Source organism: Microtetraspora malaysiensis (assembly GCF_001528665.1).
Classification (GTDB): Bacteria; Actinomycetota; Actinomycetes; order Streptosporangiales; family Streptosporangiaceae; genus Microtetraspora_A; species Microtetraspora_A malaysiensis.
In genome coordinates, this window is sequence record NZ_BBYJ01000007.1 from 413,945 (window position 1) to 429,395 (window position 15,451).

15 protein-coding genes are annotated in these 15,451 nt (G+C 71.8%); 8 read left to right on the top strand and 7 right to left on the bottom strand.

The genetic code is table 11. The features are described 5' to 3' along the window. Positions 1 to 105: 105 nt before the first annotated feature. The 4 genes from AWQ71_RS09625 to AWQ71_RS09640 all read right to left on the bottom strand — a co-directional run bounded on the left by AWQ71_RS09625 (position 106) and on the right by AWQ71_RS09640 (position 4,395). Entirely contained in the window at positions 106 to 1,158 is a 1,053-nt protein-coding gene (locus AWQ71_RS09625) for an alpha/beta fold hydrolase (RefSeq protein ID WP_067129964.1), read from the bottom strand. 56 nt (positions 1,159 to 1,214) lie between these two features. Further along, positions 1,215 to 2,369 (bottom strand): alanine racemase, encoded by a 1,155-nt coding sequence (gene alr, locus AWQ71_RS09630; protein ID WP_067129967.1) that lies wholly within the window; start codon positions 2,367 to 2,369, stop codon positions 1,215 to 1,217. Positions 2,370 to 2,409: 40 nt separating this feature from the next. Then, positions 2,410 to 3,915, bottom strand: coding sequence for an NAD(P)H-hydrate dehydratase (locus AWQ71_RS09635; RefSeq protein ID WP_067129970.1), 1,506 nt, complete (start codon positions 3,913 to 3,915; stop codon positions 2,410 to 2,412). A 129-nt stretch (positions 3,916 to 4,044) separates the two neighbouring features. After that, the gene (locus AWQ71_RS09640; protein ID WP_067129973.1) at positions 4,045 to 4,395 is read right to left on the bottom strand and encodes a holo-ACP synthase; all 351 of its coding nucleotides are present in this window, start codon (positions 4,393 to 4,395) and stop codon (positions 4,045 to 4,047) included. Between the two features lie 252 nt (positions 4,396 to 4,647). Between AWQ71_RS09640 and coaA the strand changes: the two genes are divergently transcribed. The 6 genes from coaA to AWQ71_RS09670 all read left to right on the top strand — a co-directional run bounded on the left by coaA (position 4,648) and on the right by AWQ71_RS09670 (position 10,227). Continuing rightward, on the top strand, positions 4,648 to 5,571 hold the full coding sequence (gene coaA / locus AWQ71_RS09645) for a type I pantothenate kinase (protein ID WP_245658196.1): 924 nt from the start codon (positions 4,648 to 4,650) through the stop codon (positions 5,569 to 5,571). Positions 5,572 to 5,579: 8 nt separating this feature from the next. Continuing rightward, complete coding sequence (locus tag AWQ71_RS09650) at positions 5,580 to 6,593, top strand: DUF389 domain-containing protein (protein WP_067129979.1); 1,014 nt, start codon at positions 5,580 to 5,582, stop codon at positions 6,591 to 6,593. An 81-nt stretch (positions 6,594 to 6,674) separates the two neighbouring features. Continuing rightward, positions 6,675 to 7,577 carry an ABC transporter ATP-binding protein gene (locus AWQ71_RS09655; protein ID WP_067129982.1) on the top strand — a complete coding sequence of 301 codons (903 nt, stop codon included), beginning with the start codon at positions 6,675 to 6,677 and terminating at the stop codon, positions 7,575 to 7,577. Next, the gene (locus tag AWQ71_RS09660) at positions 7,574 to 8,440 is read left to right on the top strand and encodes a hypothetical protein (protein WP_067129985.1); all 867 of its coding nucleotides are present in this window, start codon (positions 7,574 to 7,576) and stop codon (positions 8,438 to 8,440) included. The genes AWQ71_RS09655 and AWQ71_RS09660 overlap by 4 nt, the downstream gene beginning before the upstream one ends. After that, positions 8,437 to 9,390 carry an ABC transporter ATP-binding protein gene (locus tag AWQ71_RS09665; RefSeq protein ID WP_067129987.1) on the top strand — a complete coding sequence of 318 codons (954 nt, stop codon included), beginning with the start codon at positions 8,437 to 8,439 and terminating at the stop codon, positions 9,388 to 9,390. Before AWQ71_RS09660 ends, AWQ71_RS09665 begins: the two co-directional genes overlap by 4 nt. 120 nt (positions 9,391 to 9,510) lie before the next feature. Beyond that, a complete protein-coding gene (locus AWQ71_RS09670) occupies positions 9,511 to 10,227 on the top strand; it encodes an ABC transporter permease (protein ID WP_067129990.1) in 717 nt (238 codons plus the stop codon). A 66-nt stretch (positions 10,228 to 10,293) separates the two neighbouring features. Here the strand turns inward: AWQ71_RS09670 and glmM are convergent, their stop codons facing one another. Genes glmM through rplM form a run of 3 tightly spaced genes read right to left on the bottom strand, consistent with a single transcriptional unit; the run spans position 10,294 to position 12,649 of the window. Beyond that, positions 10,294 to 11,652, bottom strand: coding sequence for a phosphoglucosamine mutase (glmM, locus tag AWQ71_RS09675; RefSeq protein ID WP_067129993.1), 1,359 nt, complete (start codon positions 11,650 to 11,652; stop codon positions 10,294 to 10,296). Between the two features lies 1 nt (position 11,653). Then, a complete protein-coding gene (gene rpsI / locus AWQ71_RS09680) occupies positions 11,654 to 12,175 on the bottom strand; it encodes a 30S ribosomal protein S9 (protein ID WP_067129996.1) in 522 nt (173 codons plus the stop codon). Positions 12,176 to 12,205: 30 nt separating this feature from the next. Continuing rightward, complete coding sequence (gene rplM, locus AWQ71_RS09685; protein WP_067129999.1) at positions 12,206 to 12,649, bottom strand: 50S ribosomal protein L13; 444 nt, start codon at positions 12,647 to 12,649, stop codon at positions 12,206 to 12,208. Positions 12,650 to 13,132: 483 nt separating this feature from the next. Between rplM and AWQ71_RS09690 the strand changes: the two genes are divergently transcribed. Together AWQ71_RS09690 and AWQ71_RS09695 are read left to right on the top strand one after the other, a co-directional pair. Continuing rightward, the gene (locus AWQ71_RS09690) at positions 13,133 to 13,867 is read left to right on the top strand and encodes a CAP domain-containing protein (RefSeq protein WP_067130002.1); all 735 of its coding nucleotides are present in this window, start codon (positions 13,133 to 13,135) and stop codon (positions 13,865 to 13,867) included. Between the two features lie 127 nt (positions 13,868 to 13,994). Further along, complete coding sequence (locus AWQ71_RS09695; protein ID WP_067130005.1) at positions 13,995 to 15,383, top strand: hypothetical protein; 1,389 nt, start codon at positions 13,995 to 13,997, stop codon at positions 15,381 to 15,383. The last annotated feature ends 68 nt before the right edge of the window (positions 15,384 to 15,451 follow it).

Here is a 15,451-nt window from a genome sequence, read left to right on the forward strand (position 1 = left end):
CCACTCGATCCTCAGTCCAGACACCGCCGCGCCCCGAGCGTGATGGTTCAGCACTGTAATCAGTGAGGTGCTTGCGCGGGCTCGGGGCGCCCTTTCGGCGGGGGATCAGGATTGGTCGCGTTCGACGCGCTTGAGGAGCTCGCGGAGCGCGTTGTTGACCGCGGCCGGGCTCTCCAGCTGGACGAGGTGCGACGCGTTGGAGACGGTGGTGAGCTGGCCCGTCGGCACGGCCGCGGCGATGGCACGGCTGTGGTCGGGCGGGGTCAGCCAGTCGCGCTCGCCGACGATGATCGAGGTGGGGACGTTGTTGAGCACGTCGAGCGCGGTCAGCTTGTCGTGGGACATGAGCGCCGGATAGAAGTCCGCGATCACCTCGGACGGGGTGGCCCTGATCATGGACTCGACGAAGTCCACCACGGTCGGGCTGACGTTCTTGGAATCGCCGAACCCGAGATGGCGCACGGCGAGGAAGGCGACGTCGTTGCCCGCCTCGCGCCCCCGGTCCACCAGCTCGCCGCGCTTGCGCATGATCGACACCGCCGACGGGACCGCCTTGTGCACGACCTTCGACATCAGCGCGGGCAGGCCGAGCGTGAGCTCGGCGAGCTTGCCCGCCGACGTGGAGATGAGCGCCACGCCGCGCACCTTGTCGTCGAACAGCTCCGGCCGCCGCTCCGCCAGCGCCATGATCGTCATGCCGCCCATGGAGTGGCCGACGAGCACGCACGGGCCGGGAACCAGTTTCTCGATCACGAGCGCGAGGTCCTCGCCCAGGCGCTCGATCGTGCAGTCGCTCGCCTCCGCCCGCGCCGACGCGCCGTGGCAGCGCTGGTCCCACGTCACCAGCCGGTACGTCCCGCGCAGCTCGCGCCGCTGGTAGTGCCAGGAGTCCGAAGCCAGGCAGTAGCCGTGGCACAGCACCACGGTGAGGGGAGCGTCCTCCGGGCCCTCGACCTCGGCGTGGATCAGCACGCCGTCGGAGGTGGTCAGCGTCACCTCGCGGCCGCGGATCTCGCCGAAGGGCTCACTCGCCTCCAGGTCGGGGCGCAGCCGTATCCGGCCGACGGCGTACCGCTTCGCCATGGCCGCTGCCGCCGCGCCCGCCGAGGCGGCGCCCACGACGGCACCGGCGAGCCCGACCTTGCGGCGTGTGCTCATTCCTGCCCTCCTCGTGACGGCGGCGCGCTGCCGGCCCGGTCCACGTGATCTCTCCGCTAGTCCGCGTAAACGCGCGGGACGCGGGATCCGATCCTGGTCACGATCTCATGGGTGATCGTGCCGAGGGAATCGGCCCACTCCTGGCAGGTGGGCTCGCCTCGCGTGCCGGGCCCGAAGAGGATCACCTCGTCACCCTCGGCGACGGCGTCGTCGCCCGCGTCCACGACGAACTGGTCCATGCAGACCCGGCCCGAGACGCGCCGCCGGTGGCCGGCGAGCAGCACCTCCGCCCGGTTGGTGGCACCCCGCAGGATGCCGTCCGCGTAGCCGAGGGGCACCAACGCAAGCGTCGTCTCGCGCTCGGTGACGTACAGGTGGCCGTAGGAGACGCCGGAGCCGGCGGGGACCCGCTTGGCCTGGGCGAGCCGCGCCACGAGCGTCATGGCCGGGCGCAGCCCGAAGTCTCCCATCTCGGGGATCGGGCTCAGTCCGTACGAGGCGATGCCCGGCCGGACCATGTCGTACCGCGCCTGGGGCAGGGTGAAGGTGGCGGCGGAGTTGGCGATGTGGCGGATCGCGTCGCTCGGCACGCGCATCGCGTCGGCGATCCGCAGCGCCTCGCCGAACGCGGCGAGCTGCGCCTCGGTGGCCGGGTGCCCGGGGATGTCCGCGCAGGCGAAGTGGGACCACATGCCCGCGATCTCGACGACGCCCTCGGCCCGCGCGGCCAGCGCGGACTCGATCAGCGCGGGCCAGGCCGACAGCGGCGCGCCGCCGCGCGACATCCCGGTGTCCACCTCCAGGTGGACCCGGGCGGTGCGGCCGGTGCGCGCCGCGGCGGCCACGATGGCGTCGATCAGCCAGGGGGCGCTCGCGGACAGCTCCACGCCCTGGAGCAGCGCCTCGTCCAGCGGCTCGTCCGGCGTGATGAGCCAGGCGAGGATCGGCGCGGTGATCCCCTCCGCGCGCAGCGCCAGCGCCTCGCGGACGAACGCGGTGCCCAGCCTCGTCGCCCCGCCCTCCAGGGCGGCCCGCGCGGAGGGGACCAGGCCGTGGCCGTAGGCGTCGGCCTTCACCGCGACCATGACGTCGGCGCCGGCCGCCTGCTCGCTGAGGAGTCCGACGTTGTGCCGGATCGCCGCGAGGTCCACCCTCGCCTCGGCAGGGGTCCGGACCTGGTCTTTTGTGTCGACGACGATCGGGAAACTCATCGTTCCAGTTTGTCAGGTGATCGCGACCGGTCGGGCCGTGTCACAGCGCGCGGACCACGTCGGGAAGGGCCTCGGCCACGTCGAGCGCCGCGATCGCCGCCTCGCCGCCGGGCCGCGCGCCGCGCGCGGAGCCGGCCGCCGCGACCCGCCCCGCGAGCCCGTGCAGGTACGCGGCGCAGGACGCGGCGTCGTAGCAGCTCAGCCCGCCGGCGAGCAGGGCGCCCGCGATGCCGGACAGGACGTCTCCCGTGCCGCCGGTGGCCAGCCACGGCGTTCCGGTGGAGTTGACCCGCACCGGCCGGTCCTCCTCGGCCACCAGGGTGGTGGACCCCTTCAGCAGCACGGTCGCGCCCAGCTCGTGCGCCGCGCGGCGGACGTGCTCGATCCGCCGCGCCTCGACGTCCTCGCGCGGCACGTCGAGCAGCCGCGCCAGCTCCCCCGCGTGCGGGGTGAGCAGCGTCGGCCCTGTCCTGCGCAGCAGCGACCTGTCCCGGGCGACGTGGGTGAGGCCGTCGGCGTCCACGAGGACGGGCAGGCCGGTGCCCAGGATCTCGGCGACGAGGTCGCGGGCGTGCGACCCGGTGCCGAGGCCCGGCCCGACCACCCACGCCTGCACCCGGCCGATGTCGCCGAGCACGCCTGCCGAGCCGGGGGCGAGCACCGTCGTGACGGCCTCGGGCCAGCGGGCCCTGACGTAGTGGACGGGCTCCTCGACGCTCGCGAAGCGCACCATCCCCGCCCCGGCGCGTACGGCGCCGCCCACGGAGAGCACGGCCGCGCCGGTGAAGGTGTCGCTCCCGGCCACGATGCCGATGACGCCCCTGCGGTATTTGTCCGACTCGGCGGCCGGGCTCGGCAGCAGGCCGGCGACGTCGCCGGCGGTCAGCGCGGCCACGTCCGCGTCCGGCAGGTACGGCCCGAGCCCGATGTCCACCAGCTCCACCGTCCCGCAGAACGACGCGCCCGGATCGACCAGCAGACCGATCTTGTACGCGCCGAACGTCACGGTCGCGTGGGCCCGGACCGCGGACCCGTCCACGCGGCCGGTGCTCGCGTCCACCCCGCTCGGCACGTCCACCGCGACCACCAGGCCGGGAGCGTCCGCGACGAGCCCGGCCAGCGTGCCGTACGGCTCGCGCAGCGCGCCCGCGCTCCCGATGCCGACCAGGCCGTCCATGACGAGGTCGGCGGCGGAGACCAGCTCGCGGGCCGCGTCGGGGGCGAACTCGACGGCCCGGCCGCCCGCGGCGCGCAGCGCGGCCAGGCCCGCCTGGTGGGCGCGCGACCCGGCGAGGATCGCGTCCACCCGGGCGCCCCGCGCGGCCAGCCGGGCCCCGGCGTACAGGGCGTCTCCCCCGTTGTCACCGCTCCCGATCAGCAGGACGACGCGGGAGCCGTACACGCGGCCGCGGACGCGGGCGAGCGCCCGGGCACAGGCGGAGGCGAGCCCGGAGGCGGCGCGGCTCATCAGGGTGCCCTCGGGCAGTCGCGCCATCAGCGCCCGCTCGGCGGCCCTGATCTGGTCGGAGGTGTACGCGGTCCGCATGGGTCCGACGCTATCCCGGGGACGATCACGCGCGCGACGACCGGTCGCGGCGCGTGACGGCGAGGCGCCGCCAGCCCGCCCGCCCACGCGCACCTGGCCGCGGCCGGCGCCCATCGACGAGAGAGGGGCCTACGACTCGGCGATCACGTAGGCGATGGCGACGCCTCCGTCATGGGTCAGGGAGATGTGCCACCTCTTGACCCCGAGGGCGCGGGCCGCCTCGCCCGCCGTGCCGGTGACGCGGAGCAGGGGCCGGCCGTTCTCGTCATTGACGACCTCGGCCTCGGCGTGGGCGGTTCCGGGCGGGCAGCCGAGGGCCTTGGCGACCGCCTCCTTCGCGGCGAACCTGGCGGCCAGCGACTCCGTGCGCAGCCCGCGCTCCGCCTCGGTGAACAGCCGCTCCCGGAGTGCGGGGGTGCGCTCCAGCGTGGCGCCGAACCTCGCCACGTCGACGACGTCGACTCCGATTCCCAGGATCACAGGGCGAGGCTACCCGCCCTCCGGCCGTCCGGACCCGACCCGCCGGAGCGCCGCGGGCCGGCTCGCCCATGTCACCCGTGCACCATTTTGTGCCAATTTGCCCCCAATTTGGGGGCTGTCGGTCGCTGCCGACTCCTTGGAGCCCCATCCCATTCCCCGGAATCCGCGGCCGCAATCCACCGGTTTCATCCACAGGCTGTGTACCGCTCCCGACCGAAGACGTTTTCGACCGGCTGAGTAGGCTTGGCCGACGTGGCAGATGGAGACGTGTACGTCGAGCTCAGCCGTGCCCAGTGGAGGGACCTCCGCAAGAGCACGCCGCTGACCCTCACCGAGGCGGACCTGGAGGATCTGCGCGGCGTCGACGATCCGATCGACCTCGCGGAGGTCACCGACATCTACCTCCCGCTGACCCGGCTGCTCAACCTCCACTTCACCGGGTCCCGCCAGCGCAGCGCCGCCGTGGGGGCCTTCCTCGGCGAGCGCGACGAGCGCGTGCCGTACGTGCTGGGCATCGCGGGCAGCGTCGCGGTCGGCAAGTCGACCACAGCCAGGGTGCTGCACGCCCTGCTGGCCCGCTGGCCCGAGCACCCCCGGGTCGATCTGATCACCACCGACAGCTTCCTCTACCCGAACAAGGTGTTGGAGGAGCGCGGCATCATGCACCGCAAGGGCTTCCCGGAGAGCTACGACCGGCGGGCGCTGGTCAAGTTCGTCGCCGACGTGAAGGCGGGCACCCCGGAGGTGACCGCCCCGATCTACAGCCACCTGGAGTACGACATCGTGCCCGGGGCGAGCCAGAAGGTGCGGCGTCCGGACATCCTCATCGTCGAGGGCCTCAACGTGCTGCAGCCCGCGCCGCCCACGTCCCTCGCCGTGTGCGACTACTTCGACTTCTCGATCTACGTGGACGCCCGGATCGAGGACATCAGGTCCTGGTACATCGACCGGTTCCACAAGCTGCGCCGCACGGCGTTCGCCGACCCCAAGTCGTACTTCGCGCACATCGCGGACCTGTCGTACGAGGAGGCGACCGAGTTCGCCAAGAACGTGTGGCGTGACATCAACGAGCGCAACCTCGTCGACAACATCGCGCCCACCCGCGGCCGGGCCGGGCTGATCCTGCGCAAGGGACCCGACCACTCCATCAGCCGCATCCGGCTGCGCCGTACATAATCGTCGTCGTGCTGCATCTGCGCGTGATCATCCCGGCCGGGCGTACGGACCGGGTGCTGAAGGCGGTCGACCGGGCGACCGGGGTCGCCAACATCGTCGTGATGCCGAAGGCGGCGCGCCGCCCCAAGGGCGACGTGCTGCTGCTCGACGTGGCCCGCGAGGCGGCGAACGACCTGATCGAGGAGCTGAAAGGCCTCGGCCTCGAAGACGACGGCGCCATCGCGATCGAGAACGTCGAGCTGACGATCTCGCGCGCCGCCGAGGAGGCGCAGGAGCAGGCCCCGGGCGAGGGCGACGACGCGGTCATCTGGGACCAGCTCGCCCAGCGCGTGACCGCGGACTCCCGCGTTACCTGGGCGTTCCTGGCCTTCCTGGCGATCGCCACGCAGATCGCCGCGATCGGCGTGCTCATCCCGTCACAGATCCTGATCGTCGGCGCCATGGTGCTCGGCCCCGAGTTCGGCGCGGTCGCCGCGATCTGCTTCGGCCTCCTGCGCCGCGAGCCACGGCTGATCGCGGTGGCGGTGCGGACGCTGGCCGTCGGGTTCGGCGCGGCCATCCTGGTCACCTTCCTCTGCGCGTTCGTGTCGCGCGGCATCGGCTGGGTCGAGCCCGAGATGCTGCGGCACAACCAGGAGGTGTGGTTCATCGTCTCGCCGGACAGGTGGTCGTTCATCGTCGCCGTGCTGGCCGGCGCGGCGGGCGTGCTCTCGATCACGGCCGGCAAGTCCTCCGCCCTGGTGGGGGTCTTCATCTCGGTGACCACCGTCCCCGCCGCCGGTTACATGGCCGTCGCGATGGCACTCGGCCGCTGGGACGAGGTCGGCCACTCGCTGGCGCAGCTCGCCGTCAACATCGCCGGCATGGTGGCCGCCGGCACGGCGACCCTGTTCGCGCAGCGCTTCCTCTGGCAGCGGTACGGCGGCCGGGTCCCGGTCGTCTCCCCGCCGCCGCGCCCGGCGGCCCCCGCCGTACGGCACCGCGCCAACGGCGGGACCAGGCGCACCGGCACCAGGAGATGAGGCACCCCCGCCACGGTATGACAGACGGCTCCTCCTCTTGACGGAGGTATCGGAGGGTACCCGGCGAGTAGTCTGCGGATCATGACAATCCTCGCAACCGAGGGTCTGACCAAGCGGTTTCCCCGTGTGACGGCGCTCGACCAGCTCTCGATCACCGTCGGCACCGGCGTGACCGGGCTCGTCGGCGCGAACGGCGCCGGCAAGTCCACGCTGATCAAGATTCTGCTCGGCCTGCTCCCGGCCACCTCCGGCCGGGCCGAGGTGCTCGGCATGGACGCCGCCACCCGCGGGCCGGAGATCCGCCGTGTCGTCGGCTACATGCCCGAGCACGAATGCCTGCCGCCCGACCTGTCCGCCACCGAGTTCGTGGTGCACATGGCGCAGATGTCCGGCCTGCCGCGCACCGCCGCCCGCGAGCGGGCGGCCGACATCCTGCGGCACGTCGGCCTGCACGAGGAGCGGTACCGCCCGATCGGCGGCTACTCCACCGGCATGCGGCAGCGGGTCAAGCTGGCTCAGGCACTCGTCCACGATCCCCGGCTGGTCTTCCTGGACGAGCCGACCAACGGTCTCGACCCCCAGGGCCGTGACGACATGCTCGCGCTGATCCGGCGGGTCGGCGCCGAGTTCGGCATCAGCGTCCTGGTCACCTCCCACCTGCTCGGCGAGCTCGAGCGGGTGTGCGACCACGTCATCGTGATCGACGGCGGCGCCCTGCTCCGCTCGTCCGCGATCGGCGAGTTCACCCAGGCCACCCAGGCCATCGCCGTCGAGGTCGAGGAGGGACTCGAACCCCTCGCGGCCCGGCTGGCCGAGCTGGGCGAGGCGGTGGCGGTACAGGGCCGCATCCTGACCGTCCAGGTCCGCTCGGAGGGCACCTTCGACGCCGTACGCGACGCCGTCTGCGATCTCGACCTCCACCTCGTCCGGCTCGAACAGCGTCGCGGCCGCATCGAGGACGTCTTCAAGGAGCCGGCGGCATGACCGAGCACACCGCGATCATTCACGACATCGGCTACCGGCACTATGAGGGGCCCAGGCTCGGCCGGGGGAGCGCGGCGCGTGCCCTCACCCTGCACAGCCTGCGCGGTGTCTTCGGCCTCGGCCGGACGACCCGCGCCAAGATCATCCCGTTCCTGCTTGTCGCGATCATGGTGCTGCCGGCCGTGGTGTCGATCGCCGTGATGGCCCTGGCCAAGCAGCCCGGCATCCCCTATTACTCATACGCGGTGGCGATGCAGGCCGTGCTCGCCATCTTCCTGGCCTCGCAGGCGCCATATCTGGTGGCTCCCGACCTGCGCTACCGCGTGCTGCCGCTGTACCTGTCCCGCCCGGTGACCGTGCTCGACTACGTCGGAGCCAAGTTGGTCGCCATGACGACCGCGCTGTTCCTGCTGCTCGCGGTGCCGCTCACCGTCATGTACGTCGGCGAGCTGCTGGTGGACCTGCCCGGCCCGCCGCGCACCCACGACTACATCGCCTCCGTGGTGTCCACCCTGCTCATCGCCCTGCTGCTGGCCTCGATCGGGCTGGCCCTCGCGTCGTTCACGCCGAGACGCGGGCTCGGCGTCGCCTCGGTGATCGCGTTCTACCTGTTCACCTCGGCGGTCTCCGGGGTGTTCTACGCCGTGCTCGTGAGCACGGGCCGCGAGGCCGCCGCCGGCTGGACGATGCTGATCAGCCCGTTCTTCCTCGTCGACTCCGTGCAGGTGGCGCTGTTCGGCACCCCGCCCGCCAACAGTGGGGGTTATCCCGCGGGCCCCTGGCCGGCGCTGATCCTGCTGGCCGTGATCGCCCTCGCGCTGACGGCGCTCATCTCGCGCTACCGGAAGGCGGCCTCCTCATGACGGTCACCACCGTTCCCACCGTCGCGACCCGGCCGGGCGTCGTCGAGCTCGCCGGGGTCTCCCGCTGGTACGGCAACGTGGTTGCGGTCAACGACGTCACGATGACGATCGGGCCCGGCGTCACCGGCCTGCTCGGCCCCAACGGCGCGGGCAAGTCCACGCTGCTGCACATCATGGCGGGCTTTCTCGCCCCGTCGAACGGCACCGCCACGCTGGGCGGGCAGCAGATCTGGCGCAACCACGACATCTACCGCCACATCGGCCTGGTCCCGGAACGGGAGGGCGTCTACGGCTTCCTGACCGGATGGCAGTTCGTACTGTCCGCCGCCCGCCTGCACCGGCTGCCGAACCCCGAGGAGGCGGCGACCCGCGCCCTCGACCTCGTCGACATGACCCCCGCCAAGGACCGCCGGGTCGAGACGTACTCCAAGGGCATGCGCCAGCGGGTCAAGGTGGCCGCCGCGCTGGTCCACGACCCGCACGTGCTGCTGCTCGACGAGCCCTTCAACGGCATGGACCCGCGCCAGCGGCTCCACCTGATGGACCTCGTCCGGCGGATGGGCTCCGAGGGCCGGACCATCCTGTTCAGCTCGCACATCCTGGAGGAGGTCGAGCGGGTCGCCGAGCAGATCGAGGTCATGGTCGCGGGACGGCACGCCGCCTCGGGCGACTACCGCGAGATCCGCCGCCGGATGACCGACCGGCCGCACATCTTCCGGCTCCGCTCCAGCGACGACCGGCTGCTGGCCGCCGCGCTGATCGCCGACCCCAGCTCGGGGGCGGTCTCCCTCACGGACGGCGGGCTGGAGGTGCAGGCGCTCGATTTCGGCCGCTTCACCCGGCTGCTGCCGAAGGTGGCCCGCGACGCCGGGGTCCGCCTCTGGCAGGTGTCCCCCACGGACGAGGACCTGGAAAGCGTCTTCTCCTACCTCATCCAGCCCCGTGCGTGACCACAGGCCGGGACCACCCGGACGATCCCCCGGAACCGTATCTCACCGGGCTCCGCGCGCGGCGGCTCCCATCCCTGACCGCACGCAGGACGCCCGGAGCAGTCGAGCGGAGCGAGACCAATGAACACCGTCGTAGCTGACATCACGTACCGGGCGATGCTCGGCCGCAAGCGGATCCTGCTGCTCGTGCTGCTGCCGCTCGCGCTGGTCGCCGTCGCCGGGCTGCTCCGGCTCATCGGAGGGCCCAGCGAGGGCACGGCCGTGATGCTGATGAAGTCGTTCGCCGTCGGCACGATCCTGCCGCTTCTCGGGCTCGTCGCCGGCACCGGCGTGATCGCGCCCGAGATCGAGGACGGCACGATCATGCATCTGCTGTCCAAGCCGATCTCGCGGCCGGTGATCACCTTCACCAAGTTCGTCGTGGCCGCGTCCCTGATGGCGGTGTTCGCCGCCCTGCCCACGTTCCTCGCGGCGTACGTGCTGATCCAGACCGAGTCCGGCATCGCGTTCGGCTTCGCCCTCGGCGCCCTCCTCGCGGGCATCGCCTACGCGGCCGTGTTCCTGCTGCTCGGCGTGCTCACCCGGCACGCGGTGACGATCGGCGTCATCTACGCCCTGATCTGGGAGGGCCTTGTCGGCGGCTACGTGCCCGGGGCGCGCACGTTCTCGATCCAGCAGTGGGCCCAGTCGATCGCCGACCAGGTGTCGACGTCCGCGTTCTTCAAGGCGGACGTCTCGATCGGCTTCGCCATACCGGCGATCGTCGTCGTGACCGTCGCCGCCCTGCTGTTCGCCGGGCAGCGCCTGCGCAGCCTGTCCCTGACCGGCGAGGAGTGACGTGAAATCACTGTGGCCTCCGCCGGACGGCGGAGGCCACAGTGATTTCTCAGGCTTTCGACGGGATCACGCGCAGCAGGCGCGCACGACCTCGGCGAGACGGTCGGCGACGGCCTCGGCCTGGTCGTGCGACCCGGCCTCGACCATGACCCGCACCATCGGCTCGGTCCCGCTCGGGCGGATCAGGACCCGCCCCTCGTCACCGAGCTCCGCCTCCGCCGCGGCCACGGCGGCGGCCAGCTCCTCGGAGGAGCGCACCTTCACCTTGGAGACGTCCCGCACGTTGACGAGCACCTGCGGAAGCTTCGTCATGACGGAAGCCAGGTCGGCCAGCGACCTGCCCGACTTCGCGACCGTCGCGAGCAGGTGCAGCGAGGTGAGCAGCCCGTCGCCCGTGGTGGCGTGGTCCAGCATGATCACATGCCCGGACTGCTCGCCGCCGAGGGTGAATCCGCCGTTCTGCATCGCCTCAAGGACGTACCGGTCGCCGACGGCGGTCTCCACCATGGTCAGCCCGGCCTCGCGCATCGCGATCTTGAAGCCCAGGTTGGACATCACGGTCGCGACGACGGTGTTCTCGGGCAGCCGGCCCTCGGCGTGCATGGCGGACGCGAGGACCGCCATGATCTGGTCGCCGTCGACCTCGTCGCCCGCGGCTGTGACGGCCAGGCAGCGGTCCGCGTCGCCGTCGTAGGCGATGCCGACATCCGCGCCGCACTCGACGACGGCCCTCTTCAGCTCGTCCGGGTGGGTGGAGCCGACGCCGTCGTTGATGTTCAGCCCGTCAGGAGCGACGCCGATGGTCTCCACCACGGCGCCCGCACGCAGCAGTGCCTCGGGGGCGACCATGTGGGCCGCGCCGTGCGCGCAGTCCACGACGACCCGCAGGCCGTCAAGGGGATGCGGCAGGGTGTCGAGCAGGTGCGAGACGTACCGGTCGGCCTCGCCGAACGCCTCACGGACCCGGCCGACGGACGCGCCGACGGGCCGGTCCCACTTCTCGCCCAGCCGCTCCTCGATCTCGTTCTCCACGGCGTCGGCCAGCTTGAAGCCGCCGCGCGCGAAGAACTTGATGCCGTTGTCCGGGGCGGGGTTGTGCGATGCGGAGAGCATCACCCCGAGGTCGGCCCCCAGAGCCGAAGTCAGGTACGCGACCGCCGGGGTGGGCAGCACGCCGAGCCGGAGGACATCCACGCCAGACGACGCAAGGCCGGCGACGACCGCGGCTTCCAGGAACTCTCCTGAAGCTCGCGGGTCCCGGCCTACGACGGCGATCGGGCGGCCACGCCGCCCGACGCTCGCGTGGAACGCCCCGGCATCGCCGAGGACATGAGCCGCCGCCACGGACAGATCCATGGCCAGCTCGGCCGTGAGGTCGCGACCCGCGACCCCACGTACCCCGTCGGTGCCGAAAAGGCGCCCCAACTTAACGCTTGCTGTACTGCGGAGCCTTGCGGGCCTTCTTGAGGCCGTACTTCTTCCGCTCCGTGGCGCGGGCGTCACGGGTCAGGAAGCCGGCCTTCTTCAGCGGAGGCCGGTTGGTCTCGGCGTCCAGGATGGCGAGCGCGCGGGACAGACCCATGCGCAGGGCGCCGGCCTGGCCGGTCACGCCGCCGCCGCCGATGCGGGCGATGACGTCGAACTGGTCCTCGGCGCCGAGCGTCACGAAGGGCTCGTTGACGATCTGCTGGTGGACCTTGTTCGGGAAGTAGGCGTCCAGCGAGCGGCCGTTGATGGTCCACTTGCCGGTACCCGGCACGATGCGGACGCGGGCCACGGCCTCCTTGCGGCGGCCGGTGCCGTACGAGTTGCCCGTGGTGACGGGGCGGCGCACGACGCCCTCGGCGCCGGGGGCGGACTCGGTGGTGTACTCGGAGGGAAACTCCTCGGACGAGAACTCGTCCTGCTCGCCCTCGACGAGCGTCTCGATACCGTTGGACTCGGCCACGGTTCTCCTCTTACTTTCCTGGCTCGGCGATTACTGGGCGATCTGGGTGATCTGGAAGGGCACCGGCTGCTGCGCCTGGTGCGGGTGCTCGGAACCGGCGTAGACCTTGAGCTTCTTCGCCATCCTCCGGCCGAGAGCGTTCTTGGGGAGCATTCCCTTGACCGCCTTCTCAACGGCGCGGTCCGGGCGCTTCTCCATGAGCTCGCCGTAGGTCACGGAACGCAGACCGCCGGGGTAACCCGAGTGACGGTAGGCCTTCTTCTGCTCGAGCTTGTTGCCGGTCAGGGCCACCTTGTCGGCGTTGATGATGATGACGAAGTCACCGGTGTCGACATGCGGGGCGAAGATCGGCTTGTGCTTGCCGCGGAGCAGGGTCGCGACGTGGCTGGCCAGCCGGCCGAGCACGACGTCGGTGGCGTCGATGACGTACCACTGACGTTCGACGTCGTTGGGCTTGGGTGAGAACGTGCGCACGGCAGTGCCTTCTGTCGGAAATGTGAACTCACGGTAGGTTGCGCAGGCACGACGGCAACCTTCCGTCTCCACATACATGGGAGAAGACGCCGGACGCGCCGTACACAGGTCACAGGAGGACCGGTGCACACAACGAAACAGCAGATTATCCGGCCTCGCCCTCCTGGTCAAAACGCGATGCCGACGAGGGGGCCCGGCGATCACACAAGGAGCCGGCCGCAGACGGCGGCACGCGGGCGGGACGCCGCCCGCTCACGCGAGCCGGGAGACCTGAGACGCCGAGACACCGGCGCGCGGACGGCGGTCCGTGCCGGAACGCGGGCGGCACTGGGGGAAACACAATGAGCACGCGGGGAAACACAGGGAGAAGCAATCCCTCGCTCCTCTTCATCCTCATCGCCGTACATCCCTATATTTGACTGCGGTATGTGGCAGCCCCCTCACACCCGGCACCCCCAACGGAAGCCCCGCCGCGGGACTCACGTGGGTCTGCTCGCCTGCGCGGTCACCCTTGTGCTCGCCGGCGTCGTCATCGGCCGGGTCACCACCAAGAGCGGCGTCGACCAGGTCTATCTCCGCAACTCCGAGCCGTCGCCCTCGAAGACGTCCGACTCCTCGCCCCGGCACCGCCCGCCACTCGATCACGTGGCGCGGGCCGAGGGGCCGTCGTCCCTCGCCCGCTCGGCTCCCCCGACCCGGCCGCCGACCAGGAAGCCGTCCAACATGATCGACGGCTCGTACGGCGGGACGCAGTGGAACACCTTCGGCCCCGGCTACGACGGCGAGTCCGGCACGCTGGGCGGAGACCGCGGCGGAGACGGCGCGGGCGCCGCGGTCCTCAGCGGCCTGGAGGCCGAGGTCATACGGCTGGCGAACGCCGAGCGGCGCAAGCGGGGCTGCGCGCCCATGCGGGTCGACAAGCGGCTCGTCCGCTCCGCCCGCCTGCACTCCCGGGAGATGGCCGCCAGCAACACCTTCGAGCATTCCTCGCCGGACGGCCGCTCACCCTGGGCGCGCATGGAGGCGGCGGGCTACCTCGACGGCGGCGCGGAGAACATCGCCCGCGGCTACCAGACCGCCCGCGAGGCGATCGAGGGGTGGCTGGCCAGCAGCGGCCACCGGCGCAACATCCTCAACTGCGGTCTGGTCGCGACCGGTGTGGGCGTCGATCTCGGGCCGGGCGGCCCGTGGTGGACCCAGGACTTCGGCTACTCCTGACCTTCCTCCGCCGCAGGTCACGCCCGCCGTCGGGGTCGATCTCAGGCCGGGCGCCGCACGGCCGGACCAGCACTCCGGTTATTCCTGACTTTCCTCATCTGCCGTGATACGCGGCTAATCTCAGCGCATGGGTTATCCCGGCGACCAGCAGCCACACCGCCAGCCGTACCTCCCCCAGGGCGAGCCGCCGGCCGCCGCCCGCCGCCCGGAGGCGCGGCCGTACGGCTCAGCGCCCGCGCAGCCCGGAGCGCTCGGGCATCCGGGCCCGGGGGCCCCGGCGTTCGATCCGTGGCGGCGGCCGCAGCAGGTGGGCGACGACCCGGGCGGGAACCAAAGCGGCAACCAGGGTGGCCGGTCGGGGAGCCGCCAGGCCGGAACGTGGGCCGAGGCGGCGTCGCGGCCCGGCGGCCCCGCGGGCGCCGGCTGGGGGCCGGAAGACGCATCGGGCGGACGCCCGGGAACGGCGCCCTGGAACGCGGCCGGGCTCTCGGGAGACGCCACAGGCGGCCACGGGCAGCCGGGCGCGGGCACCCCGCCCGGCACCCAGCAGCAGGGCGGCTTTCCCCTGGGATCTCCCACGGGCGGCTTCCCGTCCGGCGCGCAGCCGGGTGACCACGCGCCCGGCGGCCCCGGGCCGAGCGGCACAGAGTCCGGCGGCGCCCGGCCGAGCGGGACGGAGTCCGGCGCGCCCCTCGCCACGGATCCACGAGGCGGCCGGGCATCCGGCCCCAGTGAGCCGTCCCGGGCCGAACAGCGCGCTGCCGAGTCGTCCGAGCCGCCGTGGGACCCGTACGGACCGGTCCCCTTCTGGCGTCGGCCGCTCGTGCTGGTCCTGGCCGGGCTCGCGCTGATCGGCGCGCTCTTCGCCGGCCTGTGGGTCGCGGCGAGCCGGGAGGAGCCGCCGCGCGCCGCTCCGAAGCCGAGCCCCACGCCGCCTCCGATCTCCCCCGCCCCCGGCGGCAAGTACGGCTACGCCGGCTCGCGTACGACCGACAAGACGCCGCTCACCGCCACGGAGCTCTTCGGGCAGAAGAAGGTCACGGCCGGCAGCCGGTCATACCTCCGGACGAAGGTGAACAAAGAGAAGAAGTGCGCCGACGGCGTCTCCGGCGAGAAGATCACCAAGGCCCTGAAGGACGGAGGCTGCACACAGCTCATCCGCGCCAGCTACAAGGACACCAAGGGAAAGATCATCGGGTCTATCGGCGTCGCCAACGTCAAGACCACCACCGCTGCCAAGAAGGTGGCGTCGGCGGGCGGCGGCAAGGAACGGCAGGACTTTCTCAAGCCGCTGCCGGGCACCGACGACATCAGCAAGTTCCTCGGCACGGGAGACGCGTACGCGGGCGGCTGGATCCACGGGCACTACACGATCCTGCTGTGGTTCCAGTTCAAGGACGGCCATAACCCGAGCAAGACCGAACTGAAGCGCCTTTACCAGGCGGCTCTGGACATCACGGAGAAGACGGTCTTCCCAGCGCTCGACACGAGGTCGCTGACCGGAGGACACGGCTGATCCGCGAAACCATCTTTCCGCCGATCTTTCTGGACAAACGCCGCTCCCTGGCTGCGCACGAACGCCCA

Bases quoted from the DNA above. Each gene is read 5' to 3' on its own strand.
- AWQ71_RS09625 (WP_067129964.1), bottom strand. From the start codon at position 1,158: ATGAGCACACGCCGCAAGGTCGGGCTCGCCGGTGCCGTCGTGGGCGCC.
- alr (WP_067129967.1), bottom strand. From the start codon at position 2,369: ATGAGTTTCCCGATCGTCGTCGACACAAAAGACCAGGTCCGGACCCCT.
- AWQ71_RS09635 (WP_067129970.1), bottom strand. From the start codon at position 3,915: ATGCGGACCGCGTACACCTCCGACCAGATCAGGGCCGCCGAGCGGGCG.
- AWQ71_RS09655 (WP_067129982.1), top strand. From the start codon at position 6,675: ATGACAATCCTCGCAACCGAGGGTCTGACCAAGCGGTTTCCCCGTGTG.
- AWQ71_RS09660 (WP_067129985.1), top strand. From the start codon at position 7,574: ATGACCGAGCACACCGCGATCATTCACGACATCGGCTACCGGCACTAT.
- AWQ71_RS09665 (WP_067129987.1), top strand. From the start codon at position 8,437: ATGACGGTCACCACCGTTCCCACCGTCGCGACCCGGCCGGGCGTCGTC.
- AWQ71_RS09670 (WP_067129990.1), top strand. From the start codon at position 9,511: ATGAACACCGTCGTAGCTGACATCACGTACCGGGCGATGCTCGGCCGC.
- AWQ71_RS09695 (WP_067130005.1), top strand. From the start codon at position 13,995: ATGGGTTATCCCGGCGACCAGCAGCCACACCGCCAGCCGTACCTCCCC.